The organism is uncultured Tenacibaculum sp., from assembly GCF_947499065.1.
Lineage (GTDB): Bacteria > Bacteroidota > Bacteroidia > Flavobacteriales > Flavobacteriaceae > Polaribacter.
The window spans coordinates 670,909-684,935 of the sequence record NZ_CANMMT010000002.1 but is presented as its reverse complement, the minus strand read 5'-3'; the positions used below and the strand labels follow the sequence as shown (position 1 = coordinate 684,935).

The 14,027-nt window shown below is 28.6% G+C and carries 15 protein-coding genes; 4 read left to right on the top strand and 11 right to left on the bottom strand.

The features are described from left to right. Positions 1 to 118 precede the first annotated feature (118 nt). A complete protein-coding gene (gene msrA / locus Q0958_RS07470) occupies positions 119 to 775 on the top strand; it encodes a peptide-methionine (S)-S-oxide reductase MsrA (RefSeq protein ID WP_299121723.1) in 657 nt (218 codons plus the stop codon). Positions 776 to 914: 139 nt separating this feature from the next. Here msrA and Q0958_RS07465 read toward each other — a convergent pair whose 3' ends face one another. The 8 genes from Q0958_RS07465 to Q0958_RS07430 all read right to left on the bottom strand — a co-directional run bounded on the left by Q0958_RS07465 (position 915) and on the right by Q0958_RS07430 (position 8,189). Beyond that, complete coding sequence (locus Q0958_RS07465; RefSeq protein ID WP_299121720.1) at positions 915 to 1,481, bottom strand: type 1 periplasmic binding fold superfamily protein; 567 nt, start codon at positions 1,479 to 1,481, stop codon at positions 915 to 917. A gap of 11 nt (positions 1,482 to 1,492) precedes the next feature. Then, positions 1,493 to 3,904 carry a TonB-dependent receptor gene (locus Q0958_RS07460; protein ID WP_299121718.1) on the bottom strand — a complete coding sequence of 804 codons (2,412 nt, stop codon included), beginning with the start codon at positions 3,902 to 3,904 and terminating at the stop codon, positions 1,493 to 1,495. Between the two features lie 35 nt (positions 3,905 to 3,939). After that, the gene (locus Q0958_RS07455; protein ID WP_299121717.1) at positions 3,940 to 4,224 is read right to left on the bottom strand and encodes a hypothetical protein; all 285 of its coding nucleotides are present in this window, start codon (positions 4,222 to 4,224) and stop codon (positions 3,940 to 3,942) included. A 137-nt stretch (positions 4,225 to 4,361) separates the two neighbouring features. Continuing rightward, the gene (locus Q0958_RS07450) at positions 4,362 to 5,138 is read right to left on the bottom strand and encodes a TerC family protein (protein WP_235275224.1); all 777 of its coding nucleotides are present in this window, start codon (positions 5,136 to 5,138) and stop codon (positions 4,362 to 4,364) included. A 3-nt stretch (positions 5,139 to 5,141) separates the two neighbouring features. After that, positions 5,142 to 5,597: a hypothetical protein gene (locus tag Q0958_RS07445; protein WP_235275225.1), complete on the bottom strand. Its 456-nt coding sequence runs from the start codon at positions 5,595 to 5,597 to the stop codon at positions 5,142 to 5,144. Positions 5,598 to 5,599: 2 nt separating this feature from the next. Then, the gene (locus tag Q0958_RS07440; RefSeq protein WP_299121712.1) at positions 5,600 to 6,172 is read right to left on the bottom strand and encodes an adenylate kinase; all 573 of its coding nucleotides are present in this window, start codon (positions 6,170 to 6,172) and stop codon (positions 5,600 to 5,602) included. Positions 6,173 to 6,176: 4 nt separating this feature from the next. Then, entirely contained in the window at positions 6,177 to 7,520 is a 1,344-nt protein-coding gene (gene purB / locus Q0958_RS07435) for an adenylosuccinate lyase (protein WP_235275227.1), read from the bottom strand. Between the two features lie 72 nt (positions 7,521 to 7,592). Next, entirely contained in the window at positions 7,593 to 8,189 is a 597-nt protein-coding gene (locus Q0958_RS07430; RefSeq protein WP_150898505.1) for a Crp/Fnr family transcriptional regulator, read from the bottom strand. A 69-nt stretch (positions 8,190 to 8,258) separates the two neighbouring features. Between Q0958_RS07430 and Q0958_RS07425 the strand changes: the two genes are divergently transcribed. After that, positions 8,259 to 8,669, top strand: a complete 411-nt coding sequence (locus tag Q0958_RS07425; RefSeq protein WP_150898506.1) for a group III truncated hemoglobin — start codon at positions 8,259 to 8,261, stop codon at positions 8,667 to 8,669. On the opposite strand, the gene Q0958_RS07420 is transcribed toward Q0958_RS07425, so the two are convergent. Continuing rightward, positions 8,641 to 8,985 carry a hypothetical protein gene (locus tag Q0958_RS07420; protein WP_299121707.1) on the bottom strand — a complete coding sequence of 115 codons (345 nt, stop codon included), beginning with the start codon at positions 8,983 to 8,985 and terminating at the stop codon, positions 8,641 to 8,643. The genes Q0958_RS07425 and Q0958_RS07420 overlap by 29 nt on opposite strands. Positions 8,986 to 9,205: 220 nt before the next feature. Between Q0958_RS07420 and Q0958_RS07415 the strand changes: the two genes are divergently transcribed. Then, entirely contained in the window at positions 9,206 to 11,134 is a 1,929-nt protein-coding gene (locus Q0958_RS07415; RefSeq protein WP_299121705.1) for a VWA domain-containing protein, read from the top strand. A 65-nt stretch (positions 11,135 to 11,199) separates the two neighbouring features. After that, positions 11,200 to 11,589: a hotdog domain-containing protein gene (locus tag Q0958_RS07410; RefSeq protein WP_150898508.1), complete on the top strand. Its 390-nt coding sequence runs from the start codon at positions 11,200 to 11,202 to the stop codon at positions 11,587 to 11,589. Between the two features lie 15 nt (positions 11,590 to 11,604). Here the strand turns inward: Q0958_RS07410 and Q0958_RS07405 are convergent, their stop codons facing one another. Then, entirely contained in the window at positions 11,605 to 12,303 is a 699-nt protein-coding gene (locus tag Q0958_RS07405; RefSeq protein WP_299121702.1) for a response regulator transcription factor, read from the bottom strand. A gap of 3 nt (positions 12,304 to 12,306) precedes the next feature. Next, complete coding sequence (locus tag Q0958_RS07400) at positions 12,307 to 14,007, bottom strand: sensor histidine kinase (RefSeq protein ID WP_299121700.1); 1,701 nt, start codon at positions 14,005 to 14,007, stop codon at positions 12,307 to 12,309. Between the last annotated feature and the right edge of the window lie 20 nt (positions 14,008 to 14,027).

The window sequence follows — 14,027 nt, the reverse complement described above, 5'->3', positions numbered from 1 at the left end:
AAAGTAAAAAACCCGATGGCAACTCACAAACAATTTTCTTAAGGAAAACCTAAAGTTGTAAACAATTGTAAAAACTTGTTTTTTTACACGACTGAATAGATATAAAAGATTATAATTTATGAAGATACTAAAATCAATAGCACTTTCAGCAGTGTTTTTATCAGCTATTATTTTTACAAATTTTACAAAAAAAGAAGAAATTAAAGAGAATGATAAAGTCATATCTTACTCAAAAGATACCAAAGTAGCTTATTTTGCAAGCGGATGTTTTTGGTGCGTAGAAGCTATTTTTGAAAGTGTGAAAGGAGTAGAGGAAGCAGTTTCTGGTTATGCAGGTGGACACACAAAAAATCCTACTTATAGAAAAATAGGAACTGGAAGAACTGGGCATTCAGAAACGGTAGCTGTTTATTATAATCCTAAAGTAGTGAGCTTTCAAACTTTGGTAGATGTTTATTTTGGGTCACATAATCCTACAACAAAAAATGGACAGCATCCAGATTATGGAAGTCAATATAGGTCTATTGCATTTTATAGTAATAATAAAGAGAAACAAATAATTGAAAACACAATTAAAAAGTTAAATAAAGAAATTTATAAAGGTAAAATAGTAACAGAAGTAACAAAATTTACCAAGTTTTATCCAGCGGAAGAGTACCATCAAAATTATGAGAGATTACATCCAGAAAATCCTTATGTACAAAAGGTTTCTATTCCTAGGTTAAATCGTTTTAAGCAGAAATTTCCGGAATTGCTTAAAAAGGAAAAGCACTAAAACTTTATTAAGTTAAAGTTTGTTTATATAAGAAGAAAACTCCCCAATTTTGGGGAGTTTTTGATTCTTAATACTATCTAAAAGAGTAAATAAAAAACCTCAGGATTAACCTGAGGTTTTTTACAATATAAATAGTTTATTATTGTAATATAATAGGGAAGCTAACTTCGATATCAGTAGAACCACCAGCATTAGTAATATCTCCACCTTTAACACCAGTAGCCGATTTGTTAGGCTCATGTCTTAAAGTAACTGTATAAGTTCCATTTCCAGCAGCTCCAGTAGCAACTGTAAATTGAATTCCAACTGGGTTTCCATTAGAATCGTTAGCTCCTGCATAAGTAAAAGTACCAGCAATTCCACTAGCACTATAGAAGAATTGGTGCTCATCAGCTTCTTTAGCTACTTCGTCTGTTACATTTCCAGCAGGATTTTCAGTTTCATTTAATAAAGTAATAACCGCACTATAAGTTGTATTTGCAGCAAGTGAAATTGGACTTGGAGTAATTACAGGTGGATTAGGACCATCACCATCTAAATCTCTACTTTGGATAGTTACAGCATTACCTCCTCCATTAGGAGTTAATACAATTTTCATTGTTGTTATAACCTCCTCTTCATTTACAACAGTAGGAGTACTATCAGAACAAGAAGCGAATACTAAAGAAAAAATAGTAAGTATTGAAAATAATTTAATAAGTTTCATAATGTGTTTTTTTAATAATTAATTTTTAATTGAATTTTAAAGTTTCTCCCTAAATCATCAGCAAAGTAGCGTAGTTTGTTTAAATAATTTCGATAACTGGTATTAAGTATATTGTCTACAGAAAATGTTAATCCCATATTGGTTTTAAATAGATTAAACTCTATACCTGACGAAAAATTTAATAAATGGTAAGCATTGGGAGGTGTACTAATATCAACAAGTTCATAACTATTAGTTTGAGGGATAAAAATGTCAAAATTGTTGTTAGGGAAATTGTTTTGTCTAGCATTAAATTCACTTTGAACAGAAGCATTGAAATTATACCATTCAGCTTTGTTAAAAGTAAGTTGCGTTACCGTCTTAAATGGAGGAATATCTATAAGATCACGTTTGTTACTTGTATCTTTTCCTCTAAGAAACGAAGTTTTATTTCCGATACTTAAATTTTTATTTATTTGATAACTTATATTAGTATCGATACCAAATAAATGTGCGTTTACTTGTTTATAATCCCAAGTAACAAAAGTACCACGTTGTGTTAATTCAGCTCCTGATGGTTCTATGTATATAAAATCATTTATAAAGTTGTAAAACCCTTCAACAGAAAAATCAAGTTTTTTGTGGTTAAAATTATAAGTAGCAGAAAATCTATTAGACGTTTCTGGTTGTATACGTAAATCTCCTAATTCTATTCTGGCAGCAGAATGATGTAACCCAGCACTGAATAATTCAGAAGCATTAGGCGCTCTATTTGCTAAACCATAGTTAGCAATTAAAGAACTTTTTTCATTAATATCATAAGAAATACCTAATGATGCCGAAATATTATGGTAAGTAAATACAGGATTTGCCAATAATTGAGTGCCTTGTACATTTGGATCAATTATAATATGACTAAAATCATTTTGATAACCTAAACTATTCCATCTTGAAATTTGATAAAACTTTTTAGCATCTATATGTTCAAAATCGTATCTAATACCTGCAGTTAGTAAGATGTCTTCAAACCTATAATTTCCAATTCCATAAGCTCCAAAAGTATATTTATCATAATCAGGTATGATTCTTCTTACTTTAGTTGCTGGGTCAGGGAAATTATTTTGGTAACTTCCAATAATTCCAAATTTATAAATTCGATCAGGATTTGCATCCATTTTTAAATCGGCTCTAAAAGAATGAGTGTTTAATAATAAATCAGTGGCTGCTAAATTTTTATTGTCACCTCTTCTTAAATCAAACTCTAATCTATTGTTGCTTTGGAAGTCATATTGTAAAGATAATTTACCAATTCCTTTAAAACGTTTATAATAACTAGCTTTAAGTAATTGGTGAGTAACATCTTGTTTTGGGTTGTCTATTGTATAACTAAAATCACTTATTTTTAATGGAGTAGGGCTATTAATAGCATTTCTTAAGTCAGAAGCACTACCTACATGAGAGGCGCTTAGAATTCCTATTTTATTGGCTATGTGACTATAAAAAAGTTCAAAACCTTTATCGAACTTTTTAAATCCTGTAGCAATTGTAAATGCTTTAGAATCTATTCCTGTGTTTGTCAAATAGTAATCAGGTGCTCTAAAATCACCAGCTCTTTTGTATGAAGCTTGTCCATTTATATACCAGCCCTTTGCATAATTTTTTTGCAAACTACTAGTAATATTAAAAAGTCTTCCATTAGATTGCTGAGAAAGAATTGTTTTTCCATATAAAGTATCTTTATTAATAAGAACTTTTGAGGGATTAACAATAACAACTCCTCCTATAGCATCTCCACCATATTGTAATGCATTAGCTCCTTTTATAACTGAAACAGATTCTGCAGCGTTTAAATCAATATTAGGAGCGTGTTCTATTCCCCATTCTTGATCTTGTAAACGCACATTATTAAAAGAAATAAGCACTCTACTACTGTGTAAACCGTTGATTACAGGTTTAACAATAGAGTTCCCAGTATTAATAGAAGACACACCAGATATATCTTTCAAAGCATCACCAAGACTTGCACTACTGAATTTTTCTAAAGTTTTTGTTTTTATTAAAGTTTCTTGAGAAGTTTTAGTTTTTAACCCCGTCTTAGCTTTAACGCTTACTTCGTTTAATTCTTCAATGTGGTGCTCTAAATCAATAATTTTATAAAGGTTTTTATCTATCGTAAAAGTTAAAGTTTTAGGTTCACAAGCAACGTGAGAAATTTCAACTGTGATAGTACCTTTACATATATTATTGATGGTAAATTTTCCATCTATATCTGTAGTGGCATATTTGTTTTGATTTTTAATTAAAACCGTTGCCCCAATTATGGGCGATTTATCATGAAAATCATCTACTAAACCTGAGAATGTATATGTACATTCTTCTTGTGCTATTATTATAGAAGAAAAACTCCATAACAAAAGCATCAGAACAATATTTTTTAAGTTCATTAAATTTTTTAGTTATAAATAATAGAATAAAAAGATTACGTAATTATTGTATAACTAGGCGGTGCGCGTGATGATTTAAGTGAAGTGAAATTTGAGCTTAGTTGCTTTGGACTTCTAAGAGTTTTTTCTACATGAATATCTTCAGGAAATAATTCATAATTATTACCTAAATCAAAATAAGTAACTTTTAATTGTAAGTGTAAATCACCACAATCACTTTCTAGTTCATGTAAATGTTGCTCTGTTTTAGAAGTACAAGCAATATGTTCATGATCTTCAAAAAGGTCATGAGAAGCCCTAACTAATGTTGGTGTTAGCAACGAAAAGATAAGTAAAAGGGCAATATGTCTTTTAAAGCTGAACATAACTCAGTTCGCAAATGTATAAAAAAATAAGACCTATTTATAATTATAAAACAGGTCTTATTAAAAAATAGTATAATTTTAACTAATTAGCGTTATTTTTTTGAATTTCCACGCATTTTCATGTTTAGCATTTCAACTAATAATGAAAAAGTAATAGCGAAATATAAATATCCTTTTGGAATTGTACCTATTGCTTCACCAAATAGTTTTGCATGCGATAAATGAGCACTTTCAGCAATAAGCATAAATCCAATTAATATTAAGAATGATAACCCTAACATTTGAATTGTTGGATGCTTGTTTACGAACTTACCTACAGGGTTAGCAAATAACATCATAATAACCATTGATAAAACAACCGAAGCAATCATAATAATCATAGCTCCCTCAACACCGTTTGTCATACCAACTGCCGTTAAAATTGAATCAAAAGAGAATACAATGTTAATTAATGTAATTTGAATAATAGCTTGTGTTAATGTATATCCTTTTTGAGGTTTTCCATCTTCGGTATCTTCTTCATGACCTTCTACTTTATGATGAATTTCCTTGGTACTTTTATATAGTAGAAATATACCTCCAGCAAATAGGATTAAAGCTTGTCCTGTAACTCCTGCTTTAAACCAAGAAAAGTCTACATGAAATAATGGAGCATTCATGGCTATAAGTAAAGAAATACCAAATAGTAAAACGATACGTAATACCATTGCTAAAACCAAACCTATATTAGTGGCTTTTTTTTGTAAGTTTTCAGGTAATTTATTTGCTGCTATTGATATAAAAATAATGTTATCAATACCTAAAACAATTTCTAAAAAAGTTAAGGTTACTAATGCACCCCAAGTGTCGGGTTGTAAGAAAATTTCCATAGTTTATTTTACTTTATATACAGTTCCTTTTTGTTTAAAATTAGAGTAACCAATTCTAGCTGTAAAACTATAAGAGCTATCGGTTACTTTTGTAATTTGAACAAATATAGGGTCTTTATCCAAATCTGTTTTTGGATTTTTCATTTTTAAGTTATAGGCAAAATTATTTTTCCACTTAATGTAAAGTGTATCAATATGTTTTTCTTCCTTAACAGTGGTTAAACTATCTGTAGAAATACTTACTTTTTTAGTGTATTCTTCAATTTGTAAGCTATCTTTCCTTACAATAATAGTTTTTCCATAGCCCTCTCCAGCTGGAATTTCAAAAGTTCCATATTTAAAACGAGTTGGATCTCCTTTCTTTTCTGGAGAACAAGAGATAAATGAAATAGCAAAAAGACAAAAAGCAACTTTAAGGCTATTTTTTAAAGAAAATGAAAAGTTAACAACTTTAATCATGTTTATAAAGACTTTAAATTTTGGTAAATAGTTTGACTAATAATTTCAATAGATTGATTTCCATCAATTTCTAGAGTAGGAATGTTTTTTCCTTTAATATAATCTATTGCAGGTACCGTTTGGGTAATAAACTCGACAATTCTAGTTAATACCGTATTTTGATCTGCATCATCTTTTCTATTTTCTTCTTTAGCTCTTCTTTTGGCTCTTTCTAACAATACTTCTTTAGGTACTTTTAAATAAATAACAAAGTCTATAGTATTATTATCCTTTTCTAAAATATTAATTAAGTGTTCTGCTTGAATAACATTTCTAGGATATCCATCAAATAAAAAGTTTTTTTTGTTGTCACTTTGAGTGTAAACTTTTTCAAGAATTTTCATTACCAATTCATCAGGAACTAATAAACCTTTATTGCTGTATTCGGAAGCTTTTAAACCTAAATCGGTTTCTTGAGACTTTTCTGCTCTTAAGACATCTCCAGTAGAAAGATGTGTTAAACCAAAATTAGTGATTATGTTCTTAGATTGCGTCCCTTTTCCAGCAAGAGGAGGTCCAAAAATGATGATATTCATAAAATTAAATTCCTGTATAATTAGATGGTGTAATTGCTTTTAACTCATTTTTTATTTCAGAAGAAACTTCTAAAGTATCAATGAAATTAGCAATAGACTGTTGTGTTATTTTTTCGTTTGTACGTGTTAAACCTTTTAAAGCTTCGTATGGATTTGGATATGCTTCTCGACGTAAAATTGTTTGAATAGCTTCTGCAACTACAGCCCAATTGTTTTCTAAATCTTCTTCAAATTTTTCTTCGTTTAATAATAACTTATTTAAACCTTTTAAAGTTGAAGCAAAACCAATTAAGGTATGTCCAAAAGGAACTCCTATATTACGTAAAACAGTACTGTCAGTTAAATCACGTTGCAATCTAGATACAGGTAATTTAGCCGATAAGTGCTCAAAAATAGCGTTTGCAATTCCTAAATTACCTTCAGAATTTTCAAAATCAATTGGATTAACTTTATGCGGCATTGCCGAAGAACCTACTTCACCTTTCTTTATTTTTTGCTTAAAATAATCGTTAGAAACATAGGTCCAAACATCACGGTCTAAATCGATTAAAACAGTGTTTATACGTTTTAAGCCATCGTATAAAGCTGCCATATGATCATAGTGCTCAATTTGAGTAGTTGGAAATGAATGATGTAACCCTAAAATTTCTTCAACAAAATGGGTTCCAAAATTTTTCCAATCAATGTCTGGATATGCTACTTTATGTGCATTGAAATTTCCTGTAGCACCTCCAAATTTTGCTGCATGTGGCGTGTGCTGTATGTGTATTGCTTGATTATTAATACGCTCTACAAATACAAAAAATTCTTTTCCTAAACGAGTAGGAGAGGCTGGCTGGCCATGTGTACGAGCTAGCATTGGAATGTTTTCCCATTCTTCAGATAAATCAGCTAATTTGCATACTAAAGTATCTAAAGTAGGATAATAAACGTCATTCATTGCATCTTTAATAGATAAAGGAATGGCAGTATTATTAATATCTTGAGAAGTTAATCCGAAATGGATAAACTCTTTATAAGCTTGTAAATTTAAAGCATCAAATTTTTCTTTAATAAAGTATTCAACAGCTTTTACATCATGATTGGTAATTGCTTCGATATCTTTAATTTTCTGAGCATCATCAGACGAAAAAGAAGTGTAAATTTCACGAAGGTTTGAATATAAATCTTTGTTGAAATCAACTAACTGAGGTAAAGGAATTTCACATAAAGCAATAAAATACTCTATTTCTACTTTTACTCTGTACTTAATTAAGGCTTCTTCTGAAAAATAATTAGCTAAATCCGCAACTTTATTGCGGTATCTACCATCAATAGGAGAGATGGCATTTAATTGTGTTAAGTTCATTTTTTGTTGTTGTGTTGTAAGCAACAAAAATAGAAAATACTTATATTATGTTAAAGGATATCTGAAAGGAATTTAACGATAAACTTTTCGTTTTAAGATTTTAAGATCACCTTTCTTTTCCAATAATTTTATTACACGTATTACTGTTTCTACACGTAAGCCTAGAATATCGGCAATTTGCTGTCTTGTATATTCTATTTTAAAAGTAAAGTCTCCCTTAATTTTATAGACATCATTTTTTAAATAATCAAAAAATCGAAGAACTCTATGAGCTGGTTCTTGACTAGAAATTTCGGAAGCTATAATTGCTTTATAATATAAACGTTTGGCTAGACTTTGTGTTATTTTTAAATGAATTTCTGGGTTTTCTTGGAGTAAATTAAATAGTTGTTCTTTTGAAATTACTATAACTTCTGAATCAGAAATAGCTTCTGCATTGGCAGGATATTTTACATCGATAAATAAAGGAGGTTCACCAAAACTCTGTTCTTTATAAAAAATACCTTGAATAAACTCTTTTCCATCTTCATTATAATTATTCATTTTAATAGCTCCATTACTAATTTGAAAATAGTTATGAGCAGTTTGATTTTCAGAAAAAATAATTTCTCCTTTTTTATAGGTTTTATATTGAGCGTTATAGCTTAGTAAAAGTTCTTTAGGTATCATTATGATTTAAGTCATAAATTGCAACAGTATAAAGATATACTTTTGTTGCTTATTAATAAATAGTTTTTGATGAATAGAAAAGAAATAGAGAATAGAGAAGATGTATATTTATTAGTATCTACTTTTTATGATAAAATTAAAGAAGATGACTTTATTGGTCCGATTTTTATAAAAACCATTCCAGATGAAACTTGGGAAAGTCATTTGCAAAAACTTACCGATTTTTGGGAAACCAATCTTTTCTTTGTTCGTAAGTTTAAAGGAAATCCTATGAAAGCACATAAAGATTTAGATAAAAACTTTGATCATAGCATTTCTCAAGAACATTTTGGAAGATGGCTTCAATTATGGTTTGAAACTATTGATAATCTTTTTATTGGAAAAAAAGCTCATGAAGCTAAAGAAAGAGCACGAAATATAGCTTCCATGCTCTTTTTTAAAATGTTTGATGCTAAGCCAAAAGCGCAAGCTGGTAAATAATTAATAAAATATTTCCTAAAATATTAATTATAAATCCCCAAGCAACAACTTTAAATGGTCGTTGACTTATAGCTAAGGCATTTGCTCCCATAGCCGACACACAGGTAAATATTAATGGGAACAGATTTACTTCTCCATGCACAGCCAAGGCCGCAGAAAAAGAAGCAATCATAGTACCTATCATTATTAAAATAACAGATATACCAATAGCATTCTTTTTTTCTTCTGCTATCTTTTGATTTATTGTTTTTATTGGGTTGAAATTTAAAGTCTTAGTATTTAAATTACTTACAGTTAATTGTTTTGTTGTACTCATGCCTAATAATATTTACTACAAAATTATTACCCATAGACTAATTAATTTATGACCGAAATCATAAATGAAAACTTATTAGATTAATTTAATTGAATAGATATTTTTATATTCACAGATTAAAATATCTTTTGTGGAATCATTGACTCTTTTTTATATAGTATTAGCAGTTTTAGTAAGCGTTGCAATTGCTTTCTTTCAATATTTTTATAAAGCTAAAAAAATGCCTAAAATCCATGTTTTTTTATTCTTTTTAAAAGCATTGAGTTTGTTTTTACTGTTACTACTATTAATCAATCCTAAAATTGAAATGGTTGAAACTGAAAATAACAAACCAGTTTTAGCTGTTTTAGTTGATAATTCTTTGTCTGTTAAACATTTTAAGCAGGAAAAAGAGATAGCAGGCATTGTACAAGAAATTGAAAACAATAAAAAAATACAAGATAAGTTTGATGTACAATTGTTTACTTATGGAAAAAATATAAAAGCATTAGATAGTTTATCTTTTTCAGAAACTCAAACAGACATTTCACAAGCAATAATATCAATTAGTGAATTAAATAAAGAAGCAAATAGCGCTACTATTTTAATTAGTGATGGTAATCAAACAAAAGGAAATGATTATGAATATTTAAATATAAACAAAAGTGTATATCCTATAGTTGTTGGTGATACTACTACATATCAAGATATACAAATTTCACAATTGAATGTAAATAAATACAGTTATATAAAAAATAAATTTCCTGTAGAAACTCTTTTGTATTATCAAGGAAAAGAGCAAGTAAACTCTACTTTTACAATATCGCATAAAGGGAAAAGAATTTTTTCAAAAAAACTACAGTTTTCTCCATCAAATCCATCGCAAACAGTTTCGATTAATTTGTTATCAGGAGAAAAAGGTTTACAATACTACTCAGCTTCGATTAGTAAAATTGAGAATGAAAAAAATACAAAGAATAACTATAAAAACTTTTCGGTAGAAGTACTTGATGAACAAACAAAGGTGTTGATAGTAAGCTCTTTTTTACATCCTGATTTAGGAGCTCTTAAAAAGTCAATAGAAAGTAATAAACAACGTAAGGCAGATATAGCTTTAATTAACGATAGGAATATTAATTTTTCAGAATATCAGTTTTATGTATTGTATCAGCCCAATAGTTATTTTAAAAAGTTTTTTGAAAAAGTTTCTTCAAATTATTTAGTAATCTCAGGAACTAAGACAGATTGGAACTTTCTAAATTCTTTAAAATTAGGTGTTCGAAAGCAAGCGATCAATCAAGTAGAAGAATATGCAGCTATTTATAATGATGGTTTTTTAACTTTTTTACAAAAAGACATTGGTTTTAACGAGTTTCCTCCGCTTAGAGACAAGTTTGGTGAAGTTACCTTAGATAGCAAATCGCAAAGTTTATTGTATCAAAAATTTGCTGGAGTAGAAACGCAACAGCCTTTGTTAACTACCATTGAGAATAATGAAAAAAAGTATGCAGTTTTATTTGGAGAAGGAATTTGGAAATGGAGAGCAGCAAGTTTTTTAAAAGAACAATCTTTTGAAACGTTCGATACATTTATAGGTAGCTTAACTCAATATTTAGCGTCTAATAAAAAAAGAAAAAGATTAGAAGTTAGTGCAGAACGTTTATATGCGGCCAATGTACCAATTAGCATCACAGCTTTTTATGTAGATAAAAATTACCAATTTGATAATAGAGCAGAACTACAGCTAACAATTACAAATACAGAGAGTAAAGAGAAAAAAACTTTACCATTTTCACTTGTAAATAATTCATTTCAGGTATCGGTTGAAGGCTTAACTTCTGGTGATTATAGTTATAGAGTGTCGGTAAAAAATCAAAATATAAATAGTTATGGAAAATTTAAAATAACCGATTATCAAATAGAAGAACAGTTTACAAATGCTAATTATAAAAAGCTTAATTCATTAGCTTTAAAAACAAAAGGAAAGTTGTTTTATACAAACTCAGTTGATAATTTACTAGAAGATTTATCCCTTAATAAATCTTATTATACAACCCAAAAATCAATTAGTAATAAAGAAAATTTAATTAATTGGAAATGGACGTTGTTTTTAATTATTGGACTCTTATCTATAGAGTGGTTTATTAGAAAATACTATGGTAAAATATAAAAAACAAATGATGTTTGATAGGTTAACAAGACCTAAATATTGAAATTTGTAGTAAAATAAAATATATGAGATTTCACACTAGAAAATGGGTAAAACCAGAAGATTTAAATCCAAATGGAACTTTATTTGGAGGGCGATTGTTACAATGGATTGACGAGGAAGTAGCTTTATATGCTATTATTCAATTAGAAATTCCTAAAACAGTAACAAAGTTTATGTCTGAAATAGATTTTGTAAGCTCAGCTAAAAAAGGAGATATAATAGAAATTGGTATTGAAGTTGTAAAATTTGGAAGATCATCAATTACTTTAAATTGTGAAGTACGTAATAAGATTACTCATAAAACTATTATTGCTATTGATAAAATAGTTATGGTTAGTTTAGATGAAGATGGAAGTCCAATAGCCCACGGAAAAACAAAAATAGAATACACTAAAGACAGGTTGAAAAAATAAATTTTCAACCTTTTTTTATAAAAATAGTTTTTTCAATTCTTTATACTTAGTTCTACCAACGGGGAGAATTTCGCCGTTATTTAATTCAACAGAATATTTACTACCAGTTTGTACAATAATTTCTTTGATTTCAGTAATTTTTACTAGATATGATTTATGAATACGTTGAAAAGATTCTGGTAATAATTGAGAAAGTTTTTCTAAAGATTTGTCGTGTAATTCTTTCTGATTGTTTGATAAAAACACTTCGGTATACACGCCTGCACCTTTGATATATCGTACATTTTTAATATCTATTAATTGCACTCCAGTACGTTTTTTAATAGCTAAATATTGAAGATTTTCTGTAGTTACTTCTTCTTTTCGTATAATTCTATTAAAAGCTTGTTCTAACCTTGCTTTATTAAAAGGTTTAGGAACAAAATCTAAAACCCCATATTCAAAAGCGGTTAGTGCCTGATGTTTATTGGCTGAAATAATAATGGTATGAAAAGATTCTGAAACACTATTTTTTAGTACGTCAAAACCACTTTCACCGTTCAGGTTTAAATCAAGTAATAATAAGTCTAATTGATTGTTTTGAATATGTTCTATGCCTTCTGTTAAGGAATGTATACAAGTTAATTCTTGAAGTGTATTTAAAAAGAACTCTTTGGTCATACGTTCCACTCTTTTAGCAATACGAGCTTCATCTTCAATAATTAAAATTTTCATAAGCTATTTTATAATCGTTATTACATTTTTCCATCCATTTTCAGTAGGCTCAGAACTAAAGCTCCAATTATTTTTATAACTTTCGGTTAAACGTGCTTTGATATATTTAAAACCAGTTCCGTCTGATCTATCTTTTTGAGAGCTTCTAACTTTAGCATAGGTTAGAAAGGTATATTTTTGTTTATTATCACTTGTTTCTACGACCAATTTAAAACGCATTGAGTTGTTTTTAAGAGGTAAGCAATGTGTAATACTATTTTCAAGTAAAGTATGAATAATAGCAGGAGGAATGGTTTGAGAATCATCATTTAAAACACCTTCATCTTCCCAAAGGTATTCTATTTCTTTCCTATACCTCATAATATTCAAATGACTTTTACATAGCTTTATTTCTTGAGAAATTGGAATTAAAGTTTCATTTTCTACTTGATTTAATAAATCAAACTCGCCTGCTAAAGCTTCAATAAATTCAACGCCTTTATCAGGAGCTTCTTCAACCCAATCGATTAAAGAAGTTAAGGTATTCATTAAAAAATGAGGCTGTATTTTCTTTTTTAATAATTCATATTTTAATCTGGTAGATTCTGCTATTGTATGTTCAAAAGCGAGTCTTTGCTCTTTTAGTTTTATTGATAATATATAAAACATACATAAAGAAATAATAGCAAAACTTACAAATAAGCTTACATCGAAAATGGATATTTTATATACAGTAAAACTCAATAATAAACCAAACAAAACAACAATAGCGGCTTTCTGTTTTTTGTATATAGCGTAACAGATAATTAGAGTAGAAGAGAGCCACATCATCTGAGCTAAAAATAAAGCTGTATGATCATATGAATGTGAGTAATACTGATGAATCCATATTAGAAAAATACTATATGCTAAGAAAAACCATTTTCGGAAAGGAAAAGTGAACTGTACAGAAAAATAATAAGGAACTATAAAGGATATGAATAAAGTTAAATAACCAATAGCTTCTAAACGTAAAACAAAATGTGAATAGTGTATTGGAATGTAAAACTTAATATATTCTAGTATAATTAGTAAGAAAAATAAAAAGCTAGAAATACTAAATAACAACATTGTGTATTGCTTCCTATCACTTATGTATAAAAAGAAATAGTAAATAGTGGCCAGTAAAAATGCTCCAGCCAAAATATTGATATAAATAGTATCTTTTAACTTATCGGTAACTAGTTCGTTATAATCTTTTATGTATATATAAATTCCACGAGGAGCTCCTTTTTCGTAAAGTTGCGACATTCGTAAGGCTAAAGTGTGGTTTCCTAATTCAAGTAAGTTGTTTGGAATTAGATATTTATCTGTCGTTCTTCCTGTTTTTTCATTGTTTAATTCATTTCCAGGTTCTCCATTTCTACCTATTAAAACACCATCCCAAAACACTTCATATGCTCCAAAAGCATTGATATTTATACCTATTAATTGTAGAGAATCAGGAACTTCTGTTATATTAATTATTTTTCTAGTCCAAAAAATATCATCTCCTTCAGGAACTTTATTTTCAATATTCCAATTACTATCATCAAAATCTTTTGTAGCCCATAACGGATTGTCTCCAGTTTTGAATAAAAAACTTCTTTGAATTTTATACATCTTGTCTCTATGCTTATATCTTTTGAATTCATATTTACAAGAGATACTAGATAACAAAAGGATGAGATAGAATAGTTTTTTCATGAATATTAATTGTAAGGTAA

Coding starts and splice junctions, on each gene's coding strand:
- Q0958_RS07430 (WP_150898505.1), bottom strand. CDS start 8,189: ATGATACCTAAAGAACTTTTACTAAGCTATAACGCTCAATATAAAACC.
- Q0958_RS07400 (WP_299121700.1), bottom strand. CDS start 14,007: ATGAAAAAACTATTCTATCTCATCCTTTTGTTATCTAGTATCTCTTGT.
- Q0958_RS07450 (WP_235275224.1), bottom strand. CDS start 5,138: ATGGAAATTTTCTTACAACCCGACACTTGGGGTGCATTAGTAACCTTA.
- purB (WP_235275227.1), bottom strand. CDS start 7,520: ATGAACTTAACACAATTAAATGCCATCTCTCCTATTGATGGTAGATAC.
- Q0958_RS07405 (WP_299121702.1), bottom strand. CDS start 12,303: ATGAAAATTTTAATTATTGAAGATGAAGCTCGTATTGCTAAAAGAGTG.
- Q0958_RS07465 (WP_299121720.1), bottom strand. CDS start 1,481: ATGAAACTTATTAAATTATTTTCAATACTTACTATTTTTTCTTTAGTA.
- Q0958_RS07425 (WP_150898506.1), top strand. CDS start 8,259: ATGAATAGAAAAGAAATAGAGAATAGAGAAGATGTATATTTATTAGTA.
- Q0958_RS07445 (WP_235275225.1), bottom strand. CDS start 5,597: ATGATTAAAGTTGTTAACTTTTCATTTTCTTTAAAAAATAGCCTTAAA.
- Q0958_RS07410 (WP_150898508.1), top strand. CDS start 11,200: ATGAGATTTCACACTAGAAAATGGGTAAAACCAGAAGATTTAAATCCA.
- Q0958_RS07415 (WP_299121705.1), top strand. CDS start 9,206: ATGCCTAAAATCCATGTTTTTTTATTCTTTTTAAAAGCATTGAGTTTG.
- Q0958_RS07440 (WP_299121712.1), bottom strand. CDS start 6,172: ATGAATATCATCATTTTTGGACCTCCTCTTGCTGGAAAAGGGACGCAA.
- Q0958_RS07460 (WP_299121718.1), bottom strand. CDS start 3,904: ATGAACTTAAAAAATATTGTTCTGATGCTTTTGTTATGGAGTTTTTCT.
- msrA (WP_299121723.1), top strand. CDS start 119: ATGAAGATACTAAAATCAATAGCACTTTCAGCAGTGTTTTTATCAGCT.
- Q0958_RS07420 (WP_299121707.1), bottom strand. CDS start 8,985: ATGAGTACAACAAAACAATTAACTGTAAGTAATTTAAATACTAAGACT.